At 37.6% G+C, this 20,010-nt stretch carries 21 protein-coding genes; 9 read left to right on the top strand and 12 right to left on the bottom strand.

The window, feature by feature from the left end:
• Entirely contained in the window at window positions 1-342 is a 342-nt protein-coding gene (locus tag ABJQ32_07425) for a hypothetical protein (GenBank protein MEP5289463.1), read from the top strand.
• Here ABJQ32_07425 and ABJQ32_07420 read toward each other — a convergent pair.
• The 5 genes from ABJQ32_07420 to ABJQ32_07400 all read right to left on the bottom strand — a co-directional run bounded on the left by ABJQ32_07420 (window position 339) and on the right by ABJQ32_07400 (window position 6,264).
• Entirely contained in the window at window positions 339-1,541 is a 1,203-nt protein-coding gene (locus ABJQ32_07420) for a sialidase family protein (GenBank protein MEP5289462.1), read from the bottom strand. The genes ABJQ32_07425 and ABJQ32_07420 overlap by 4 nt on opposite strands.
• The gene (locus ABJQ32_07415) at window positions 1,538-2,281 is read right to left on the bottom strand and encodes a DUF6503 family protein (protein MEP5289461.1); all 744 of its coding nucleotides are present in this window, start codon (window positions 2,279-2,281) and stop codon (window positions 1,538-1,540) included. Before ABJQ32_07415 ends, ABJQ32_07420 begins: the two co-directional genes overlap by 4 nt.
• 66 nt (window positions 2,282-2,347) lie before the next feature.
• Window positions 2,348-3,040 (bottom strand): DUF6261 family protein, encoded by a 693-nt coding sequence (locus ABJQ32_07410; GenBank protein MEP5289460.1) that lies wholly within the window; start codon window positions 3,038-3,040, stop codon window positions 2,348-2,350.
• A 108-nt stretch (window positions 3,041-3,148) separates the two neighbouring features.
• Window positions 3,149-4,465 carry a hypothetical protein gene (locus ABJQ32_07405; protein MEP5289459.1) on the bottom strand — a complete coding sequence of 439 codons (1,317 nt, stop codon included), beginning with the start codon at window positions 4,463-4,465 and terminating at the stop codon, window positions 3,149-3,151.
• A gap of 26 nt (window positions 4,466-4,491) precedes the next feature.
• On the bottom strand, window positions 4,492-6,264 hold the full coding sequence (locus tag ABJQ32_07400) for a hypothetical protein (GenBank protein MEP5289458.1): 1,773 nt from the start codon (window positions 6,262-6,264) through the stop codon (window positions 4,492-4,494).
• A gap of 161 nt (window positions 6,265-6,425) precedes the next feature.
• On the opposite strand from ABJQ32_07400, the gene ABJQ32_07395 reads away from it, so the two are divergent.
• The 6 genes from ABJQ32_07395 (at window position 6,426) to ABJQ32_07370 (ending at window position 9,270) form a co-directional block, all read left to right on the top strand.
• Window positions 6,426-7,028, top strand: coding sequence for an RNA polymerase sigma factor (locus ABJQ32_07395; protein MEP5289457.1), 603 nt, complete (start codon window positions 6,426-6,428; stop codon window positions 7,026-7,028).
• Window positions 7,025-7,291, top strand: coding sequence for a hypothetical protein (locus ABJQ32_07390; GenBank protein MEP5289456.1), 267 nt, complete (start codon window positions 7,025-7,027; stop codon window positions 7,289-7,291). The genes ABJQ32_07395 and ABJQ32_07390 overlap by 4 nt, the downstream gene beginning before the upstream one ends.
• A 2-nt stretch (window positions 7,292-7,293) precedes the next feature.
• Complete coding sequence (locus tag ABJQ32_07385) at window positions 7,294-7,785, top strand: hypothetical protein (protein MEP5289455.1); 492 nt, start codon at window positions 7,294-7,296, stop codon at window positions 7,783-7,785.
• A 13-nt stretch (window positions 7,786-7,798) separates the two neighbouring features.
• Window positions 7,799-8,491, top strand: a complete 693-nt coding sequence (locus tag ABJQ32_07380; GenBank protein ID MEP5289454.1) for an amino acid racemase — start codon at window positions 7,799-7,801, stop codon at window positions 8,489-8,491.
• Window positions 8,492-8,571: 80 nt separating this feature from the next.
• The gene (locus ABJQ32_07375) at window positions 8,572-8,892 is read left to right on the top strand and encodes a Spy/CpxP family protein refolding chaperone (protein ID MEP5289453.1); all 321 of its coding nucleotides are present in this window, start codon (window positions 8,572-8,574) and stop codon (window positions 8,890-8,892) included.
• Window positions 8,893-9,045: 153 nt separating this feature from the next.
• Window positions 9,046-9,270: a hypothetical protein gene (locus ABJQ32_07370; GenBank protein ID MEP5289452.1), complete on the top strand. Its 225-nt coding sequence runs from the start codon at window positions 9,046-9,048 to the stop codon at window positions 9,268-9,270.
• Window positions 9,271-9,285: 15 nt separating this feature from the next.
• Here ABJQ32_07370 and ABJQ32_07365 read toward each other — a convergent pair whose 3' ends face one another.
• The 6 genes from ABJQ32_07365 to ABJQ32_07340 form a co-directional block, all read right to left on the bottom strand.
• The gene (locus ABJQ32_07365; protein ID MEP5289451.1) at window positions 9,286-9,672 is read right to left on the bottom strand and encodes a heavy metal-associated domain-containing protein; all 387 of its coding nucleotides are present in this window, start codon (window positions 9,670-9,672) and stop codon (window positions 9,286-9,288) included.
• A gap of 24 nt (window positions 9,673-9,696) precedes the next feature.
• Window positions 9,697-11,892 (bottom strand): TonB-dependent receptor, encoded by a 2,196-nt coding sequence (locus tag ABJQ32_07360; GenBank protein MEP5289450.1) that lies wholly within the window; start codon window positions 11,890-11,892, stop codon window positions 9,697-9,699.
• 66 nt (window positions 11,893-11,958) lie between these two features.
• The gene (locus tag ABJQ32_07355) at window positions 11,959-12,255 is read right to left on the bottom strand and encodes a hypothetical protein (protein ID MEP5289449.1); all 297 of its coding nucleotides are present in this window, start codon (window positions 12,253-12,255) and stop codon (window positions 11,959-11,961) included.
• 123 nt (window positions 12,256-12,378) lie between these two features.
• Window positions 12,379-13,032 (bottom strand): DUF4396 domain-containing protein, encoded by a 654-nt coding sequence (locus ABJQ32_07350; GenBank protein ID MEP5289448.1) that lies wholly within the window; start codon window positions 13,030-13,032, stop codon window positions 12,379-12,381.
• Window positions 13,033-13,094: 62 nt separating this feature from the next.
• Window positions 13,095-15,710 carry an FtsX-like permease family protein gene (locus ABJQ32_07345; GenBank protein MEP5289447.1) on the bottom strand — a complete coding sequence of 872 codons (2,616 nt, stop codon included), beginning with the start codon at window positions 15,708-15,710 and terminating at the stop codon, window positions 13,095-13,097.
• A 1-nt stretch (window position 15,711) separates the two neighbouring features.
• Window positions 15,712-16,044 carry a helix-turn-helix transcriptional regulator gene (locus ABJQ32_07340; protein MEP5289446.1) on the bottom strand — a complete coding sequence of 111 codons (333 nt, stop codon included), beginning with the start codon at window positions 16,042-16,044 and terminating at the stop codon, window positions 15,712-15,714.
• Window positions 16,045-16,321: 277 nt separating this feature from the next.
• On the opposite strand from ABJQ32_07340, the gene ABJQ32_07335 reads away from it, so the two are divergent.
• Window positions 16,322-16,657 carry a PadR family transcriptional regulator gene (locus ABJQ32_07335; GenBank protein MEP5289445.1) on the top strand — a complete coding sequence of 112 codons (336 nt, stop codon included), beginning with the start codon at window positions 16,322-16,324 and terminating at the stop codon, window positions 16,655-16,657.
• Window positions 16,654-19,314 (top strand): ABC transporter permease, encoded by a 2,661-nt coding sequence (locus ABJQ32_07330; GenBank protein MEP5289444.1) that lies wholly within the window; start codon window positions 16,654-16,656, stop codon window positions 19,312-19,314. Before ABJQ32_07335 ends, ABJQ32_07330 begins: the two co-directional genes overlap by 4 nt.
• Here the strand turns inward: ABJQ32_07330 and ABJQ32_07325 are convergent, their stop codons facing one another.
• Window positions 19,315-19,830, bottom strand: coding sequence for a mechanosensitive ion channel domain-containing protein (locus tag ABJQ32_07325; protein MEP5289443.1), 516 nt, complete (start codon window positions 19,828-19,830; stop codon window positions 19,315-19,317).
• Between the last annotated feature and the right edge of the window lie 180 nt (window positions 19,831-20,010).

The raw sequence follows: 20,010 nt of genomic DNA, 5'->3' as shown, positions 1-20,010 counted from the left end.
ATGATAGAGTCTGATGAATTTAAGGACGATTTCCTTCAAGAGATAGTCAGAAAGGCAAAAATTGAAATTTCTGATAAAAATTTCGAAGAAACTGTCCTATTAAAGATGGTCGAAATTGATGAGCATAAAGCTTCAGTTGCAGCAAAGCTTAGAATATCATTTCGGTACTTTTTATTCTCAATTGTCATAGGAATGATCTTACTAATCTCTACAATTTTCTATGAATCACTTGCCATACTGTCAAGCAAAACAGTGGTAATAATATCTGTCTTTTTAATGCTGGTAATTGCGATCTTAAGCACTGGAAACTATCGAAGGTTAATCAATAGATATTCCACCTAATTAAGGGTGACTTTCTTCATTCTGATTTGATCTACTTCGCCTACTTCGGTCCAGGCGAAGTAGATCGATCCTTCATGAATCTCCATTTGGGGAAAGCCACTTCCACGCGCTTCCGATGTTGCTGCGACTACATATACTGGGGACATAGATCCATTTTTACGGACCTCTCTATATTTGATGGCAGGTGTTTCCCCATCGTCCAGCCAGCTAACAATTACTGTTTGATCATTAATGATCACAACATCTACTCTTCCGATAGGAGAAGAATTGTCAACAATGATTGGAGCATCAAATTCTACACCAGCCTTGAATGCAACTTTGACCATGGGACGATTCAAAGCTGCTGTATACCAGGCTACAGCTATGGTGTTATCAGTTGCAGCCATTCTAGGACCATTGACTGGACAGCCTGAAATATTCCAGTTGTCTCTGGCTACTAGCTTTGGTGCTTGCCATTCCTCATCCACTTTCGAAATATATGCCATATCTCGTATTTCATCTACAGAACGGTCACGATATACAAAGATTGGCCCATTTTTAGTCAGTATGCCGCTTGTTTGACAGCAGTCACAGATTCGACTATCAAGTTCAAATTCCTTAGATAGATTCCCTTCCATATCTAAAACCGCGGTACGAATGGTCATGGCTCCACCACTTCCATGATCGCTATGATCCCCAGTGGTAGTATTTCGTCCATCCAACCAAGCAAGTACAAAAGAGTCATTGTTATTAGGCAACATGGTAACAAATCCGTGCTCTGTAGGTGTGTTATCAGTATGGGGAATAATCGGTTTAGACCAATTTGCTGAGTCAGGATGTTTCAGAACTATATTAACATCGTAAGAATAGGTGCTTTTAGAACTTTTGGCTAAGTAATGGGCAATTTTATTTCCCTTCTTATCCGCTGCAATCATGGGATAATCAGCCCAGTTAACAAACCAGTTATTTCCGTGAGCAATAGACTCTGGAGTAGACCAGCTTTCAGATTGAAATTCTGAATATTTTAAAACTACCTTGATCGAATCCCCCTTTTCCACCCAACTTAAATACAGCTTTCCATCGTCACCTTTAACTAGATAGGGTAGACTTGAGTGATCAGCTGCTGGGCTGGAGAGTTCATAGATCAGCTGAGATTTTTCTTCTTGAGTTTGTGTGCAGTAATTGAAAAGAAATAGTAATAGGAGGTAGTGCAATTTCATTCAATCGAAATTACCACATCTTCTAATTCTATGAGTGATAATTCCACAAGTTCACCATTTGTATACGCTTGATCAATGCCTACTAAGGATATGCTTTCTTTTACTTTGGGTTTAAGGTTTTTATAATCCTGTATGGTGACTCCATTAACTTTTCTAGAATTGTAAGCTACTCGAAAACGCATACCCTTGCCATCTACTTCATTGTAGCTATAGGCGAGATAGTCCATACTGTAATCTTTCGTATCAAACCAATAATAGAATACATCTTCAAAATCTTCACCACCCCCTTCAGAATCGAAAGTGACTTTAATTTTGTAGTAGCTATTTCCTTTGATTTCAACAGTTCCTTCTAAAGTCTTGTTTACAGCAACATCATTGAGGGAAACTGGCAAAAAAGCAAAGTAGATAACAGAGTTCACTGAGGCAGTGTATGTTGTTCTTTTTTCTTCTGTAATGATCGCCTCTTCATTATTAATATACCTGATTAACCCATCATTCTTCAAAACATCCTTAACCTCATTTTGTAGCGAATCTTGTAGTGAACGAGTGTATGTATACTTTCCGTCTTTTGATGAGTATTCATACGTGATTCCGCGAAACGAAAAAGAGGCACTCGCATTATTGAGTACTTCTGTTCCTGACATTTGTATGGCGTCATCAACTATTTGTTGTGCAGAAGGACTAGGCGCACTACATGAAACAACTACAACTACTATTAATAGAGAAAAGAATTTGATCATGAGGAGGCGTAACGTAACAAGTTCATGAAAGGGTTTAGCAAATAGCCGACAAATGGAATAATCTTGTTAAGCGACTTGCTGCCTTTGTTGAACTTGCTTCATCATATCTGTGATAATGCTATTCAGGCTATTCACCAGTTTTTCTACACCTTCTTCTTTGTCTTCATCCAGCAGTTCTATGTGATTAAGGAAAAGCGTTATTTGCTTAGATAATTCTGTCTTCCAGACTACTACCTGCGGTGTTTCGTTCTGTGTGCCATCGCTTAACTTCTCATGATACACTTGGCTGAAATTTTCATTTGCAGTAAGCATTTCTTGAAGTAAATCAGCTACACCCGCTTGTGATATTTCGTGTGAGCATTTCTCGAGATCTTCTACTAAACTCCTCATTGCTTCACTTTGAGCAATGTAAGCGAGGTTGTATAAGCTAAAGCCTCTTTTTCTAACTATTTCAACAAGCTTTTCACCGGCTTTTTTAATTAATGGTTCTGTTCTATAAGAAGCTGATAGCACACCATATTTGAAGGCTTGGAACGCATCATCCCTAAGCAAGTCAGCTTGCTGCACTCGGGAGGCGTACACGCTGGACAAGCTTTCGTTCAATGCTTCAGACAATACAGTAGAAGCTTCATTGGTTTTCTTAATTCTGTTTCCAAGAATGCCCTTTAATGAAGATGTATCGACTGCTTGTACTAGCCTTTCGGCTATTATAGCAAGTTCTTCAGTTGTCAATAATGAGTGTGAAAATTGTTTTAGCATGGTTGTTGGTATTCAAATATTAGGTTTAATTCGCCAAGAAAATACGTTTTACACAATCTTGAAACCAAACTTCGATGAGGTAAGTCTTTTTTAGGATTAAAGAGAAAGCTATTTACGGCAGGTTCCCTCATATGGAATATTAATCCCCACGAATTCATTCCATTCTTCTTGAGTTAAGCTTCGGTCAACGAGTTCACAAATTCGCGAAGCAAAAAAAGCTGGATCTACTGGCCAAGTGCGAATATATTCATCACCGCCCCCTGTGATGACCTGACTGCCAGAAGGATTAAAGCTACCAGTGAATACCCAATCGTTATGATCATCCAAAATGATTGGTAGCTTGCGAGAATCGCTGAGATCCCAGATTCTGGCAGAGCCATCTCGGCTCGTGGTGAGCAATAGCTTTCCATTTGGGCTAAACTGAATATCAGTTACAGTACTTTGATGTCCGGAGATGATTCGAATCAATTCTTTCTTTGAGATATCCCATAAAATCACATCTCCACGATCCCTCCCTATAGCTAATGTATTTCCGTCAGGGTTTATATCCAGACAGTTGATGGCAAATGAACCTAGTTCATATCCAAAATAAGATTGCTCATGCCAGTTTTTCATGATGTCTTCAATAGGACTTTCTTTGACTTCATACGGTTTCTCCCAAGCTTCAAGAACACCCTGTTCTGTGCCAGCGTAGACTGTTCCATTCTGCTGGTCAACTTTTAGTTTGTTCACCTTTAAAGCTGTTTTTCCCACATTTTTAGCTTGAGCATCAAATCCTTTCAAAATCAAGTCTCCTTCCTTCGTCACACTCAGATATTTGCGCTCTCCAGGAATAAATGTGGCTGTTTGTACGGGTTGGGGATCCTCTAGTACAGAGATATCTTTTTGTGGGTTTTGAACTGTGGGGATAAGAGCAAGTCCTTTCTGATAGAAAATTGCCATGAGAATCTTTCCATCACTCGACATTTCGATTGACTGAATTATTTTCTCAGATTCATAAACTACTTCAGGAATGTTACGAGGTTCATTGACATTCCATTTCAGAATTTTACCATCCGTAGAAGAGGAGTAATAGAAGTTAGGATCTGAGCTGAAAACAACTGAAGTCACGGTGTTGGAATGAAAACCAACTTGATTATAGGTCATATCTCTAGCCGAATCGTAACCGAGATACTTATTAGCTTGATACAATGCTTGATAGACATTCAGGTGAGAAACATAGAGTTCTGTATTTCCATTTTTCCAAAATTCATATGCTTGCCTGGCGACTAAAGCTTTCAAGTCGGTGAGATATCCCGGCATCACAAGTGATCGTTGAGACATGGACATTACCAACTCGGTAATTTTTGGATTGTTTGCAGGCTCTTTCTGCGAAAATGAAGACAGAGCCATGGATAGAGTAATGATGATAAGTACGTATCGCATGAACTAAATTTAGGAAGATAGTGGGGTTAAATTACCTCCATCTTCTTCATGATAAAACTTGCGCTTTTGTTTTGACATACACCATCCTGTAGTTTATAGTCAAATACTAGCTCGTCATTGATGATCTCTACTTCAAAGCGCTTATTGATTAACGTGTTAGAAAATTCTTTTGATACATTGCAAACTTCTAAATCATGAGTTGCTATTCCACCGAAGACTCTCTTAGCAGCCATTTTTCGAATTACTTCTATCGTTCCATTTCGTTTGTCATCTGAATTAGTGCCTCGTAGTATTTCATCCAGAAGCACAAAACAGGGCTCTTTTTCCAGTCGATCCATGATGTACTTAAGACGTTTAACTTCGGCATAAAAGTAAGACTCGCTATCACTTAGTGAATCCGACAAGCGCATCGATACCAGAACAGGCAATGGGTGGACACTAGATTTTGTAGCGTAAACTGGAGCACCTATTCCAGCAAGTACCATATTTATTCCAACAGTACGTAGAAAAGTACTTTTCCCAGACATATTGGAACCCGTTAGGATAAAGAAGCTATGTTCATTAAAGCTTATGGAATTAGTAACCGTTTTGTCAGAAGGAATAAGAGGATGTCCCAAATCTTCAAAAAATATCTTTTCCTCACTATTGATTTCGGGATAAGTGAATGACGGGTTGTTGTAATGGAAATTAGCTAAGCTATTTAATTGTTCCACTTCTCCTATAACATCTAACCAATCTTTAATATGAGTCGCGTATAATGTTCGCCACTTATTAAGAGCATGCAAAACATGGAGGTGATACAAAACCAGGCCATTTAAAATGGGGCTAGCAAATACATTGGAGACATGTTCCAATCTTCCAAACAATAGCGCCAAATTGTGAATTGCGGAGCTGGCCTTGATCTGGCTTGTTGTTAATTGATCTCTAAGATCAGAGAGTTTTTTTGTGGCAAAAGGATGGCGTTCTATTGCCTTAAGAAGATGAGAGTACTGTTTTAGAATTTTCTCTATGTCTGTAGTAGCGGTAAGTTCACTGCGTAGCGAATTAAAATGAACTCCTAAAACAGCAAGATTTGTAAGACATAATAGCCCTACCATATTTCCTATGAATCCTGACCCATTGATGAAATACAAGGTAATAAGTAGGAGTGTTGCAGTAGGTAGAATAAAGGAAAGCAAACGGACAAAAACAATGATTTTTGACGGCTTTTTCTTCGACCAATCAATCAGCTTTTGATACGTCTCAGAACTATCGGGTTCTATCTTTGCCAGAGCAAGAAAATGGTGGCGCCAGTCTACCATCGGAGTGAGTTCTTTTACCGACTCTTGTGTTTTCTCAATCTCCTTTTTGGATAAAATGAAAAGCAATGAGTCCGCAAGCTTTTGTTTCCCTCGAATTGTACCAGTACGGTTTAATGTTTGGAATAATGATCTTTCGCCAAAAAAATCCAAGTCATAGGAATAAGGATGATCATGTTGAGTAAGCTCTGATCCATCTTCAAAAGGTAATTCTCCACTTTCTAAATGTGCTAACTCATTTTCATTAATCTCTATTTTTTCTTTTGCAAGCCTTTTTTTCCAGCGTATCGATTGGTGCTTTTGGATAAGTAAGAAAAATCCTATTGTCACTAAAAGGCTCGCTAAGCCAAAAGCTATTTGATCAGTTTGATAGTATTGATAAAAAAGCAAACCGGCGGCCAAAGCTGTAAATAGCCGTGTGAAGCTCATTTGTTTGTCACTTGCTGAAAGCTTATTGAAGTCCTCTTTGAGGTTTATGATGTTGGAAGAATAGATTTTCACAGTTGCTTAAATTCAGATGACAAGATTAACGATTATCAATCCATTAACTGAGTTTTAATTTGAAGTATTTAGTCTGTAAGTCTAGTCTCAGTTTCATGCTCAGGTAAGCTTTTGCATATATTTGAAATCAAGTACCTCTTTTAGTGAGGGATAATCGGGTAATGAGTAAAGAGAACAATTGGATCAAATCGATAGCGAAAGGTGACGAGTACGCATTAGAAAAACTTTACAATGAATATTCCTCGAAAATCTACAACACTGCTATCGGATACACAAAGAGTGTGGAGGATGCTGAGGAAGTATTGCAGGATGTGTTTGTAACTATATTTAGTACAGCTAGTAAATTCCGATTTGATGCAAAGGTCAGCACATGGATTTATCGAATTGCGGTGAATAAGTCACTCGACTTTCTAAGAAAAAAGAGCAGTCAAAAACGTCAGGGCATATTCACATCTATTTTCAAATCGGGTACCACGGAAATCCTTCATGAATCAGTAGACTTTGTACATCCTGGTGTAAAATTGGAGAATCAGGAAAATGCAAAATTACTTTTTAGCGTTATTGACGGATTAGCTGAAAATCAAAAAACGGCATTTATTCTTACCCAAATGGAAGGCCTTCCTCAAAATGAAGTAGCTGAGATTATGAAAATTTCTAGAAAAGCAGTTGAATCACTATTGCAAAGGGCAAAATCAAATCTTAGAGTAGCCCTAGAAAAATATTATCCTGAGAGAGGGAAGCATTTTAAAAATACGACTAAATGATTATGGAAGATTGGAAAGACAAAATGATGAACAGTCTGGAAGGCATGAAGAGGGTTGAACCACAAGAAGCTGTTTTTCAAAAAATCCGTAGAAAAATCCGTATGGAATCCTTAAATAAACGTCAGTGGCTTGCAGTAGCTGCGACTGTTACTCTGGTACTTTCTGCCAATCTATATTTTATCATAACCTACCGTTCATCTTTATCAGATGTGGAAAAACAGGATGCATATTCAACTATAGTCAGTGACTACAATATCTACTAACGATGAGTAAATTAAACGTATACAAAATTGGATTGATCTTGATGCTCCTTGTGAATGGCATCTTGATTGTAATGATGTTTTCAGCTAAGGGTGGAAGTCAGAGACCATTTCGACAGAAAAGGGATTTAATGCAAAAGATAAGTAGAGAATTGGATCTCAATATTGAGCAAGAAGAAGCTTATTTTGAATTAGCCAAAGTTCATGGCGCCCGTATGAGACGGATTAATCACGATTATCGAAATATAATTAAGTCCTATTTTTTCCATCTAAAGAATTTAGAACAGGACTCTATTCAGATTTCCAAGACATTAGAGAAGCTAAAGAGCCTGGAAGAAGAGAAGTTGACTATTACGTATCAGCACTTTGAGGATTTGAGAGATCTTTGCAATGAAGAACAACAAACCCGCTATGAATTAGTAGTTGATGACATTGCTAATGTGCTAGTTGGAAAAGAAAAGAATCAACCACCTCCATCTGGAAGGTCTAGAAATTGAATTTTTTTTGAAGATGAGAAAACTAGGATTGATAGGGGGTACATCGTGGCATTCTTCCATTGAATATTATAGCTCAATCAATCAAAGTATTAATGATCACTTTGGAGATAACACTAATCCACCGATAGTCCTTTATACACTTAACCAATCGCAAATTCATAAATATCAAAAAGAGGATAAGTGGGAAGAAGTAGCAAAAATGCTCACTAATGCTGCCTTAGATCTTGAAAAAGCGGGTGCGGAAGCGGTTATGTTTTGTGCTAACACACCTCATAAAGTTTACGATACAGTCAACGATTCAATAAATGTGCCTATACTGCATATCGCGGAGGCAACAGCTAAGTCAATTATATCAAATGGTATTAAAATAGTCTGTTTTATTGGTACAAGATTCACCATGGAAGAGTCATATATAATAGATAAGATTTCGCGCAATGGAGTTGAGGTACTAGTTCCAAAAAAGACTTCAACAATAGAAGAACTTCACCGGATTATTCAAGAAGAACTTACATTCGGGATAAGTAAAGATTCTTCAAAAGAATATGTGATGAGCTCTCTCGATAAAATGATTTCTCAAGGAGCAAAAGGTGTAATACTTGGGTGCACAGAATTTCCTTTGATGATAGCAAAGGAGGACTTAAGCGTACCAATTTTTAATACTGTAAAATGCCATTCAGAAGCGGCAGTGAAATTTATCTTAGGCTAGTTATTAACTGATTTTAACGTTTAAGGCCGACGGATTCCTGAATAGTTCGCGTCTAAAGTTGAAACTAAAACAAAATAATGATGAAAAAGACATTAATAATATTGGGAATGATATGCATGGTAACTTTTGTGAATGCGCAAGGGCAAAGACCTGAACGCAAAGCACCACCATCTGCTGAACAAATGATCAAAAAGGCTACAAAAGAATTGAGCTTAACTGGAGATCAGATAAAACAATGGGAAGCTATTCACGAAAAGTATAAAGATGCTATGAAAGAACAGCAAAAAGCAGAGGAGACAAGAAAGAAGATGGAAGAGGAGTTGGAAGCAACATTGACTGAGGATCAACTTGAAAAATTCAGGAAAATGAGGCCTAAAAGACCGAAAAGAGGAGGTGAGTAAATAATCATTTTCATTTAAACTCCTCCGTAGCAGAGTTTAAATAAATGTTAATGATTGATAAAGAAAACAAACCGTTTAAAAAATAGGTGTAAATCCGGTGGTTATTCTTCCAGATTTATACTTCTTTTGATTCTTAGATAACCAGCTACAAAAATGTTATACCTAAAGAATCAATCTCACCGATTGCAACTGAAAAATTCGATCAAACAACTCGTTTCAGATCTCGACAACTCAACGAATGATCTCAATGATCATTTGGCGGATAACGCAGAATCGGTAGCGAGTTACATCTCCAGACTCAATGATGAATCATTAAACCGATCATTTCTGGACTATTGCAGTGCTGCAAGGACTTTCGCTAAGCATCGAGCGAAATAACTAGCCTAACTTCTTTCAATTATTCTTTTTTAATGGTACCTGAGGAATAGGAGTCCCGTGTGCTCCATCTTTACAACACATAGGAAGCTTATCATAAGAAACGGGGTTCCGAGCTAATGTATCTGCATGATAACCTACCAGTGTAATTCGTTCCCTGAGTGTCTTTGCATTCGTTTTCTTCGGATTGTAGAATATGGTCATCACTTTATCATCAAGATTGAGTGTTGCTTCCTTCACGCCTTTTTCAAAAGCTAAATCCTTCTCAAGCGCATACTGACACATCGCACAAATCGCTGAGGTCTTAATCTCTACTTTAAACCCTCCATTTACCTCTAAGGGTTCTTTCTGAGCAAAAACCACGATTGATAAAAATAAGGAGATTATTGTAATTGAATTTTTCATATCTCGAAATCTAATGTCTTAAATCTAACGTCTAATTTTATATCTAAATCCAGCATATACCATACGGCCAGCTATTGGCGCCCATACAATAGATGCATCAAAATTATTGCCAAACGGATTTTCCGCATCAATGATCGGGTTGCTCTGCGTATAGCCAAGTAGGTTTTCGGAACCCAGATAGATGTTGCCCCACCTGAATCCCCGACTTACTTGCGCATTGAGAAGAAAAAAATCTGGAGATGACGATCCACGTTGAAATTCGACTGGCTTGTCTAAAGTGTTTGGAAGGCGTTTAGATCCGAACCACTGCAGTGTAGCGTCTGTTTCCCATTTGTCAAATCGTGTTGAGTACGATGTGTTTAAGAAGAATCTATCTCGCGAATTGAAGGGTACTTCTCTTACTCTTTCATTGATTGTGGCTCTAACATCATAAAACTTATAAGCTGCTTTTGTACTTAATCGTTCTGAAAACTGGTAGTTTCCTTCTAACTGAAAACTATGAGCATATGAATCACCTCTTAAATTGTAAACACTCAGTTGACTGGAATTGGCATCTACATCATAAATAAGTTGATTTTCAAATGTCGTATAGAAATAATCCACAATAAGATTTAATTTCTTATCTCTCACATTTATTGCTGTCACTAAACTTCCTCCAATGTTCCAGGATACTTCTGGCTTAGGGTTCTCCTCAATAATCACTTGCCGGGAAGAAACGAGAATGTTACTGTTTTCTACAATAACATTAGGTGTTCTATATCCTCTACCGATGGCTGCTCTTAATGTCGTGTTTTTTGAAAACTGATAGCGCGTATGTAAGCGAGGGGTAAAGTACGTTCCATACAAATTATGAAAGTCCGTTCTTGCGCCTAGCAATAGGGTGAATTTATCTCTAGGGCTATAGGTGTACTCATAGTAAATGCCCGGAACAACTTCTTGTCTTGAAAAAGCAGAATCGGCATATACTTCATCAAAATCATCATATAGAATACTTACGCCAGTTTTATATTGGTGGAAGGAGTTACCAATGATATTCTGAAAAATGATATTCCCATAGAGAGTTTTTTCAGTTCCTTTATAATTATCTCTTCCAAAACCTCCATCAATATCCAAGTAAGAAGCAGAGTAAATAAATCCCCACCCTTTGTATGGTTTGTGTGGAAACAGAAGGCCTACTTTCCCAAACACTTCAGCTCGGGTTGTCTGATTTTCAAAACCATACTGAGAAGAAGTGCTGAAGTCGTCTCCAAAGTCAAAACCAAGCTGTCCGCCGGCTTTTTCATCTCGCATAACTGTAAATCCAATTTGAGATACCATTTTTTCTCCACGATATTTATATCGGTTCATTACATTGAACTGTCGGGATTTTGGGAGATCCATAAACCCATCATTATTTTGATCGATCTCATTATTGAAATAGTTTGAGTGCAGAAGGAGTGCAGTACTCCATTGGTCATCAATATTTCTTGCATGATTTGCATTCAACTCAAACCTCCCAAATGAGTTTGCATAGCCATTAAGGTAAATTTTCTCACTATTCTCAGGCTTCTTCAATTCTACATTGATTTGACCTGTCATGGATTCATATCCATTTACTACTGTTCCAGCTCCCTTTCCCACATCGATCGACTGTACCCAGGTGCCAGGAACATAAGAGAGACCGTAGCGGCCTGAAAGTCCCCTAACATTTGGAATATTCTCTCGATTTATCTGAACATATCGACCATCCAGTCCAAGCATTCGGATGGTTTTTGCTCCGCTTACCGCATCAGTAAATGAGACATCCACGGAGGCATTGGTCTCAAAGCTTTCGGAGAGATTGCAACAAGCTGCTTTAGTAAGCTCTGCTTCTGTAATAACTTCTACATGTTTAGACTCCAGATCATCCATAAAAGTGCTACTGGCTTGCACTACTACTTCATCGAGTTCTGCCGTATTTTCTTTTAGCATAATGTGCATCTTTTGCGACAAGTCAGCATTGATAGTATCAGCTAAAAAGCCTGAATATGAGACTATTAACCTGCTGTCTCTCGAAGATAATTTCAGAGTAAAACCGCCATTTGTGCCCGTAACGATACCATTTCGAGTGCCCAGTTCCATTACTGTAGCACCAATAAGCGGCGCATGATTTTGATCTGCTACCATGCCTCGTATAGTTTGTGACTGAGCTGATAGCGTCAATAGAATTATTGATGTTGATATATATATATGTTTTAACATGATTGAATTTTTTTCAATTAGAAAATCGAATTGCGCGAATAGATTCGCCTAAAAAACAATCAGGTTTTATATAAGGAAAGACTGTATGAGAACTGGGATATCTTGATCTGGGAGGGGTGGCGAGTAATGTTGGAACGGGGATTTTTCAGATCCATTGTTATAGTCTATGTCTTGCAACAATACATAGTTGATAATAGCAAGCTGAAACAAATCCGGAGTTGCGTCAAAATCAAAAAACACCGTTGTGATTTCTTCAACTTTAAGCTCTTCGCTGATGTCCTTACAACAAGGCATCTGCTCTTCTTCACCTTCAAAACAGTGTTCTGAATGCACATTCACAGCCATGGACTTTAGCCTACCCATACAATAGTGTTTATTGAGAGTGATACCTGTAGTAGCAACCAACAATGTGATTGCCAAAAAAGTATTCGCTATGTTTTTAAAAATGCGCACTGATGCAAAGATACGGATATTAACTTTTTAGGTTTAGTGACAAGCTTGATTGAACTTCTTTAACTTGTAATAATTATAGGGAAGGGGTGTTATGAATCCTACTATCAGGGCAGGAACCAAGGCTAACCAGTACATGGGATCATCAAATGCAGCTTTGCCACCTGTGATCATAAAGTCTGTTGAAGTCATGGCTAGTTCCATGGCTACCATAGAGATGAAGGACATACCAAAAGCTGTCTTTAGTGCAAAAGACCAAGAAAAATGCTCTCTGGTTTTTAGAATGATAGTTTCTAATAATATAGAAGTGCATAATCCTGCTATGATAGCCAGCGTCATTTGCCATATGATAGGAGTGGAAGGGTAAAATGCTTGAAGGAAAAAGACCATACCAAAATCTCCTATTGAACAGCCAATCAAGCAATTCAACGTGTTGAATGAAGCACGATTCCATTTTACCTTGTCTTTCCAAAAACCTTCAGTTGATTTTATATGATAGCCTTTCTGACCCAGAAGAGAATCCAATTCTTTTTTTGAAATTGACCCTTCTACAATGAGCTTGATTTGACCATTCATATCAGCCTTCCACTCACTGATTTTGTCATTTGAATCAAGCAGAGGTTTTACCTTATCAATACATCCTTGGCAATGAAGGCTGGTTTCAACTTCCAACTTTTGAATCTCTTCCATGACTATGATACAAATTTCATAAAGAAATAGTGCAGCCCATGTTACTCTATTATGGAAGATAGCTACTCATACCTTAACGCTTTTACCGGATTCATCCGTGCTGTCTTCATTGTTTGGATACTTACTGTCAAAAATGCAATGACAACTGTAGCTGCAATAGTGATGATGAAAATAGTAGGATCAATACGTGTGTGATAAGCAAAGTCATTGAGCCATTGATTACCAAAATACCAAGTCAATGGAACAGCCATAAAATTGCCTAGGATGACGAGTAAAACAAATTCCTTCGATAGTATGAAAACGATTTGTCCAATACTTGCACCTAGTGTTTTTCTAATTCCCACTTCTTTAGTTCTGCTTAGAGCAACGAACGAGATCAATCCAAATAACCCAATAGCTGAAACGATGATGATGATGATAGCAAAGATTGATAATACCTGAGCGAGCTGATTCTCTTCTCTATATTGCCTATCAAAGTCTTCATCAAGGAAGAAGTACTCTAGTGAATAATCGCCAAATGTAGAACTCCATGTTTTTTCAATGCCCTTGATTAAATCATAGGTTTGTTTAGCGTCATACTTAACTGCATAATACCTCCCATACGTATCTCCTGTATAATCCATTGCCTTCGGCCAGATTTGCTCTTGAAGACCCAGTCCGTGATAATCCTTTACTACGCCAATCACATTACCTTCAGGAGTTCCCGAAGGAGAGACAATCCGCTTTCCAATGGCATTTTCTGAATTCTCCCAACCCATCGCTATAACGCAGGACTCATTGATGATCAGGCCATCTTTAAGTTCTGAAGGCCTACTGGTTTCAAAATTCCTTCCAGCAACTATTTTCAACCCAAGAGCTTCTATATAATTTTCATCGATGGCCATATATTCAGTGTCTACCTGCTCACCTTCTTGTTTTCCGGGGTAAGCCCATTGCCCTTGCCACCCCGGCCTTCCAGGTAGTGCATTCGTATGTGTTACTTTATGCACCCCAACCAATGCCTCCAATTCGTTTTTGAGTACTTTTCGTGTAGTTGATTTGGGAAGATCCGTTGCATTAATAACGAGTACTTGTTCTTTATCGAATCCCAGATCTTGGGTTTGCATATACGCTAATTGATTGATGACCAATAGAGTGGAGAGGACCAGCCCAGAGGAAATGAAAAACTGGAAAGTGATTAGTGTTTTGCGAAGGTTTAACCCTTGATAGGCCTTATCTAATTTACCACTAAGAGCGTTCAGGGGTCTCAATCCAGAAATAACAAGAGCAGGATAGTACCCCGATAGAAAAGTGATTGCGAAGACAAGCACAAGAATTCCAGAGGTAAATGAAGGTGTGAGAAAGGAACTAAGTGTGTAACTTTTACTCATCAAATCATTAAAGAATGGTAGAGTAATCATAATCAGCAACATGCCGAAGATCAGAGAAATCATAGTTAGTAGAAAAGATTCAGTCATGAATTGCGCAATGATTGAACCTCTTGATGATCCAACCACCTTCTTCATCCCAACTTCTTTTGCTCTATAAGCTGATCTTGCAGTGCTTAAATTGATATAGTTAATGCAGGCAAGAATTAGTAAGAATGCTGCAATGATGGTTACAGTCTTTACTCGTTTTCCAGAACTATTTGGCCCAAAACCGTTCCAAAAGACATCTCCTAGATAGACTTCCTTCAATGGCATTAGAGTTGTAGTAAACTTCATGCCCATTTCGTCTAACCAATCTCCAACATTCTCATCATAAATGTTAGAGATTTTAGCTTGAAATTCTTCAGAATCTTCACCTTCCTTGAGCAAAATATAATTTCTAACATCAAAATTCCCCCAACCATCAGTATAACTAAACCATCTGAAATCAGGGAAGGTGGAAAAGGACATGAGCATCTCAAATTGGATGTGTGAGTTTTTTGGGAGGTCTTCCACAACTCCGGTGACTGTAAAATTCACGGAATCTCTCAGCGTAATGGCTTGACCTAATGCTGACCCATCAAAGTAGGTCTCTTCCAGAGCCTCAGTGATTACGATTGAGTAAGGATCTTTTAAAGCAGTCTTTGGGTCACCTGATTTTAGAGGAAATGAGAAAATATGAAAAAATTCTTCACTTGCGTAGTACACTTTGTGATCATACCTTTTTCCCTCATAGTTTATCTTAAAACTCGGAGATGCCCATCGAGTATATAAAACAGACTCTACTTCAGGATATTTAGTCCTAAGTTGATACCCAATAGGATGTGCATTGGTTTCCATTCCACCTTCTGGAGAAGTAGTAACTACCTTGTAGATGCGATCTCCATTCGTATGAAAATCATCAAAGGAAAGCTCATCAGTTACATACAAGAGTATGAGCCCCCCAATAGCAAGCCCAAGTGAAAGCCCAACCAAATTGATAGCTGAGTGAGTTTTGAATTTAATCAGATTTCTGAAAGCGATTTTTAAAGTCCTCATAATTGATATAATTAGTCCTAGTTTGTAAATCCATTTTAAGTTTTTTAATAAGCTAACCCTGAAGAGCTTCAAAACACCGAATGAATATTTTCTTCGTGCTTCTTTTACCGAATAGACTTCTAAATCATCATAGAAGACTTCTTCAAGATCCCCTTCTATCTCTTCCAAATACTCTCCATGAATGAAAAGCCTAAGAAGCCTTCGAGACCATTTAGGTAGCTGTGCGCTATTCATTTTAGATAGTTCTTAGTCCTTGAGAAGCTATTTGTGTCCAAAAACCTTCCCGGATAGCCCTAATTTCATTTAAGACTTTTTCAGCGTACGGTGTAGCATTGTAAATCCGTTTTCTCTTTCCTCCACGCTTTTGGGTAGCCTCACCGAACTCTGATGTCAAGAACCCCTTTTCTTCCATACGCTTTAGTGCAGATTGAATAGATCCTACGCTCAGTCGATCTTCCATCCGTTTTTCCAATTCTTTCTTAATCTCCACGCCATAAGCGTCTTCGCGTAAAACGATCACAGATAGTAATACTAATTCCTCAAATTCGCCAAGTTTTGTTTTCTTCATTTTTAATGATTTTCCAAGCCATGATGCCATTTTAAACTCCCAAAAATGACTCGCAAATAGATATCGATTGATAATTGGGTCAAGCGGCACGCTTAATATTATTCGTAATTGCAGTAAAAATAGTTACAAATATTATTCGTAATTGCAGTTTTTATGAAAAAAATAATTAAAAATGTTGTTGAGGGCTTTTAATCAATACATCCAAATCTATTATATGGTTATTTGTACAACTAATTGATAACATGTACGTTTGTACAACAAATAACTTTGATTAGAAATGAAAGGAGAGCACATAGGTGAGCTAGAGGAGCTTGTTCTACTTACCGTAGGATCATTATTAAGTGAAGCATATGCAGTAATCATCCTTGAAGAAATAAAGAACAATACCAAAAGGAACATGGATGTGACAGCTATTCATTCCGTGCTTAGACGGTTGGAGAAGAAGGGATATGTATGTTCAGAAATGGGCGGTGCATCTAATGAAAGAGGCGGTCGAAGAAAGCGTTTTTTCACGTTGACAAAAGCTGGTAGAAGTGTCTTGGATCAGTCCATGGAACTTCGCTATTCACTATATCAAAAACTACCCAAATTCACCTTCTCTGGCATAAGATGAACCAACCTCCAAAACTTGCAGATCGATTACTAGAATGGTTTTGTGATCCCTATTTATTGGAGGATTTGCAAGGAGACCTGTATGAAGTTTACGAGGATAAATATCAGAAAAGTAGGAAAAATGCAGACCTGATTTATTGGTGGTTAGTAATTCGATCATTCAGGTGGTCTGCTCTCAAAAAGAATCAAAAATTCAAAAATTCAGGACTTATGATGACTAAAAACAACTTCAAAATCGCAGGGCGAGTACTATGGCGAGATAAATTCAATAGCTCTATCAATTTATTAGGGCTAACTATAGGAATAACCTGTTTCATTCTTCTTGGATTGTATGTTAAGCAAGAATTCAGCTATGATCAATTTCATAAAAAGAAAGATCGTATTTATAGAACATGGCTTAAGGAGGATTATGGAGATGGGAAAGAGTTTTTTAATTCAATTACACCATTGAGATTTGAAGCTCTGTTGGAAGAGAATTTCCCAGAAGTAGAGCGGGCAATTCAGTACATCGAACAAAATCATTTGGTTGGAAGAGGGGAAAATAGAATCGATGAACGTGTATCCGTTGTAAGTCCAGATTTATTTAATGTTTTTGACTTCAAAATAATAGAGGGAAACGAGAAATCACCACTACCTACGCGCAATGATATTGTGATATCCGAGTTGTATGCTGGTAAATACTTTGGAGATCGTGATCCAATAGGGCAGAAGCTTGCGCTGCAGATTGATGAAAACATTAGGGATTTTACCGTGTCTGCTATAATGAAAGATATACCAGATGAATCTAGTATTCGATTTAATCTAGCTATATCTACTGGTAATAATAGAGAGTTGTATTCAGAAGGAGCATTGAGTGGTTGGTTTACTATTGTGACAGAAACGTATGTCTTGCTTAAAGAGGGAGCAACTGTAGATATGATTGATGAAAAGATGCAAGATGTTGTGATGAGTTTTCTGGGTGAAGAAGTAAACCGAGGAGAGTACAATATAGGACTTCAGCTTTTGACAGACATTCATTTAAACCCAAATATCCCGCTGGGATATGCACCCGTAGCAAATCCAGAATATGTGTATATACTAGGTGCAATTGGCTTGCTTGTTTTGATTATAGCATGCGTGAATTACACTACTTTGGCTATGGGGCAATCACTTAAGCGCAAGAAGGAAGTCGGTATGAGGAAGGTGTTAGGAGCTCACAAAAGAACTTTGATTTATCAATACCTCAGCGAAAGTTTGTTGTTATCACTAATAGCAATGTCTATTGGTAGCGCTATAGCTATTTTGCTTATACCCACTTTTAACACACTCACAGGAACTTCTATACTGTATGATTTTCAAGCCTGGCACTTGCTTATTTTTATTGCAATTGGCGTTACAATTGGCATAATTTCAGGTATTTATCCTTCTTTTATTCTCTCTGGATTTAAAACAATTAAAATACTTCAGGGTAATCTATCATTGGGGAAACTCACTGCAAGAAAGAGTTTGGTAGTATTTCAATTCTTAATCACTGTATTCTTGATAAGTACTACTTTGATTATGAAAAAACAAATCAACTTTCTTCAAGGCAAAGATTTAGGATACAATTATGAGGCCGTTATTTCTACAAGACTACCCACAGATCCTGCAGCTCAAGGATTGAGTAAGTCTATCACTTCTGGAATGAATAATGGCGAAATTCTAAAAGCAGGGCTATCCAAGTATCTAGACATAAAGAATATAGCGATGGCAACACATATATTTGGACGCAACGGCTGGGCTCAACTAGGATTCGAAGACAAAGATGGAAACTTTAGAAAGTTTAGAATACTAACTGTCGATTCTTACTATCTCTCCGCTTTCAATATTAAGATAACTGAGGGCAGAAGCTTTGAAGTAGGAAATGGATTAGATGATCGTCAATCAATCATTCTCAACCAGACTGCAGTTGATTATTTTAACTTGGAAGATCCTCTAGGTAAGAAGCTTCCTGGTGATGATTTTGGAGATCATCAGATCATCGGAGTAGCAAAAGACTTTCACTATTCTTCTCTACATAGTGTAGTGGAACCTTTGGTTATCGTACAAAACCCCGTCCCTGTTTTTAAAGGAGTTTCAGATGCTGATTTCTCGGATTCTTTGGATCCTAAATTAGTATTTACCTATACTGGATCTGATCTAACAGAAGCGACGAAAATTCTAAAGAAAGAATGGGAAGCGGTGTTTCCAAACGAGAATTGGAATTTCAACTTTATAGATGAGCAAATCAAATTACAATATGAAAATGAAGCTCGTATGAATAGACTTATTTCTGTAGCTACATTTCTTTCGATCATCATAGCAATTCTTGGATTACTAGGTCTATCATTACTGGTAGTGAATAGTAAAGTGAAAGAGATCGGGATCAGAAAAGTGATGGGTGCTTCTGCACTTTCGATATTCAGATTATTAGCGAAAGGATTCTATTTACAGATAGTTATATCTATAGCTCTTTCAGTTCCAATAACATTATTGCTAATTAATAAATGGCTAGAAAACTTTGCTTATAGAACAGAGATTGGTATTGAATTATTTATCATTAGCGGTGTAATCTCAATCTTATTGGCGATGATGGTAATAAGCTATCATACCATAAGAGCATCGAAGGTAAATCCTGTTGAATCTTTAAGAACAGATTAGTTATTTTTTCACTTTTACGACTTGCTGAAAGAATAAATTATTAGGGACGGTAAATATGCCGTCCTCATCTTCAAGTGTAGTGTAAATCAGCCCAATGTCTTTGACTTTTCCGGTCACATTTTTCTCTACCAACACAAGCGTATCGGTAATTTTGAATGGATTTATGGAATAGATGATAATTCCAGCAACAATGTTACTTAGTATACTCCATATGGCAAAGAACCCGATAGCGATTACACCGAGGATACTTCCAATTGAAACCCAAAGGTTATTTAGATCTCCGCCCCAGATTACGACTAATATTAATCCAACAACAACATAAAGAGAGAGGTAGAGAATACGCTTAGTAGCTGCGGTTCTATTGGGATCATAAGAAAATTCTTTCCCAAGACGATTTACACTTTTCCTTATGAGCCATCTGGCTGAAAAAAAGAGGAAAAGAATAATAATGGTTAGAGCCGCTTGTACAAAATAGAAGTTTTGTAATCGGTCAAAGAAATCGACTATTTTATCCATAATCGTAAAGTTATACCACCAAGTCTAGAATCATTGGAAATAAAAAAAGGCTGCTCAAAATGAACAGCCTTTTCGATTCTAAAAAGTAAAGTTATTGTTTGACAATAGTAAAGTTTTGATTGCCTATCCTATAAGGATACTAACAAGTAGAAGTGATATAGCTAAACCTGTTGTGCAAAT

The sequence above is a fragment of the Marinobacter alexandrii genome (assembly GCA_039984955.1).
GTDB lineage: Bacteria > Bacteroidota > Bacteroidia > Cytophagales > Cyclobacteriaceae > Ekhidna.
The sequence above is the reverse complement of the archived record's forward strand: the minus strand, read 5'-3'. Positions and strand labels throughout refer to the sequence as shown.

Excerpts from the sequence above, each read along its gene's own strand:
- ABJQ32_07385 (MEP5289455.1), top strand. The coding sequence starts at position 7,294 with ATGAGTAAATTAAACGTATACAAAATTGGATTGATCTTGATGCTCCTT.
- ABJQ32_07410 (MEP5289460.1), bottom strand. The coding sequence starts at position 3,040 with ATGCTAAAACAATTTTCACACTCATTATTGACAACTGAAGAACTTGCT.
- ABJQ32_07425 (MEP5289463.1), top strand. The coding sequence starts at position 1 with ATGATAGAGTCTGATGAATTTAAGGACGATTTCCTTCAAGAGATAGTC.
- ABJQ32_07395 (MEP5289457.1), top strand. The coding sequence starts at position 6,426 with ATGAGTAAAGAGAACAATTGGATCAAATCGATAGCGAAAGGTGACGAG.
- ABJQ32_07390 (MEP5289456.1), top strand. The coding sequence starts at position 7,025 with ATGATTATGGAAGATTGGAAAGACAAAATGATGAACAGTCTGGAAGGC.
- ABJQ32_07330 (MEP5289444.1), top strand. The coding sequence starts at position 16,654 with ATGAACCAACCTCCAAAACTTGCAGATCGATTACTAGAATGGTTTTGT.
- ABJQ32_07415 (MEP5289461.1), bottom strand. The coding sequence starts at position 2,281 with ATGATCAAATTCTTTTCTCTATTAATAGTAGTTGTAGTTGTTTCATGT.
- ABJQ32_07370 (MEP5289452.1), top strand. The coding sequence starts at position 9,046 with ATGTTATACCTAAAGAATCAATCTCACCGATTGCAACTGAAAAATTCG.
- ABJQ32_07345 (MEP5289447.1), bottom strand. The coding sequence starts at position 15,710 with ATGAATAGCGCACAGCTACCTAAATGGTCTCGAAGGCTTCTTAGGCTT.
- ABJQ32_07380 (MEP5289454.1), top strand. The coding sequence starts at position 7,799 with ATGAGAAAACTAGGATTGATAGGGGGTACATCGTGGCATTCTTCCATT.
- ABJQ32_07405 (MEP5289459.1), bottom strand. The coding sequence starts at position 4,465 with ATGCGATACGTACTTATCATCATTACTCTATCCATGGCTCTGTCTTCA.
- ABJQ32_07355 (MEP5289449.1), bottom strand. The coding sequence starts at position 12,255 with ATGGGTAGGCTAAAGTCCATGGCTGTGAATGTGCATTCAGAACACTGT.
- ABJQ32_07360 (MEP5289450.1), bottom strand. The coding sequence starts at position 11,892 with ATGTTAAAACATATATATATATCAACATCAATAATTCTATTGACGCTA.
- ABJQ32_07375 (MEP5289453.1), top strand. The coding sequence starts at position 8,572 with ATGAAAAAGACATTAATAATATTGGGAATGATATGCATGGTAACTTTT.
- ABJQ32_07340 (MEP5289446.1), bottom strand. The coding sequence starts at position 16,044 with ATGAAGAAAACAAAACTTGGCGAATTTGAGGAATTAGTATTACTATCT.
- ABJQ32_07350 (MEP5289448.1), bottom strand. The coding sequence starts at position 13,032 with ATGGAAGAGATTCAAAAGTTGGAAGTTGAAACCAGCCTTCATTGCCAA.
- ABJQ32_07365 (MEP5289451.1), bottom strand. The coding sequence starts at position 9,672 with ATGAAAAATTCAATTACAATAATCTCCTTATTTTTATCAATCGTGGTT.
- ABJQ32_07325 (MEP5289443.1), bottom strand. The coding sequence starts at position 19,830 with ATGGATAAAATAGTCGATTTCTTTGACCGATTACAAAACTTCTATTTT.
- ABJQ32_07335 (MEP5289445.1), top strand. The coding sequence starts at position 16,322 with ATGAAAGGAGAGCACATAGGTGAGCTAGAGGAGCTTGTTCTACTTACC.
- ABJQ32_07420 (MEP5289462.1), bottom strand. The coding sequence starts at position 1,541 with ATGAAATTGCACTACCTCCTATTACTATTTCTTTTCAATTACTGCACA.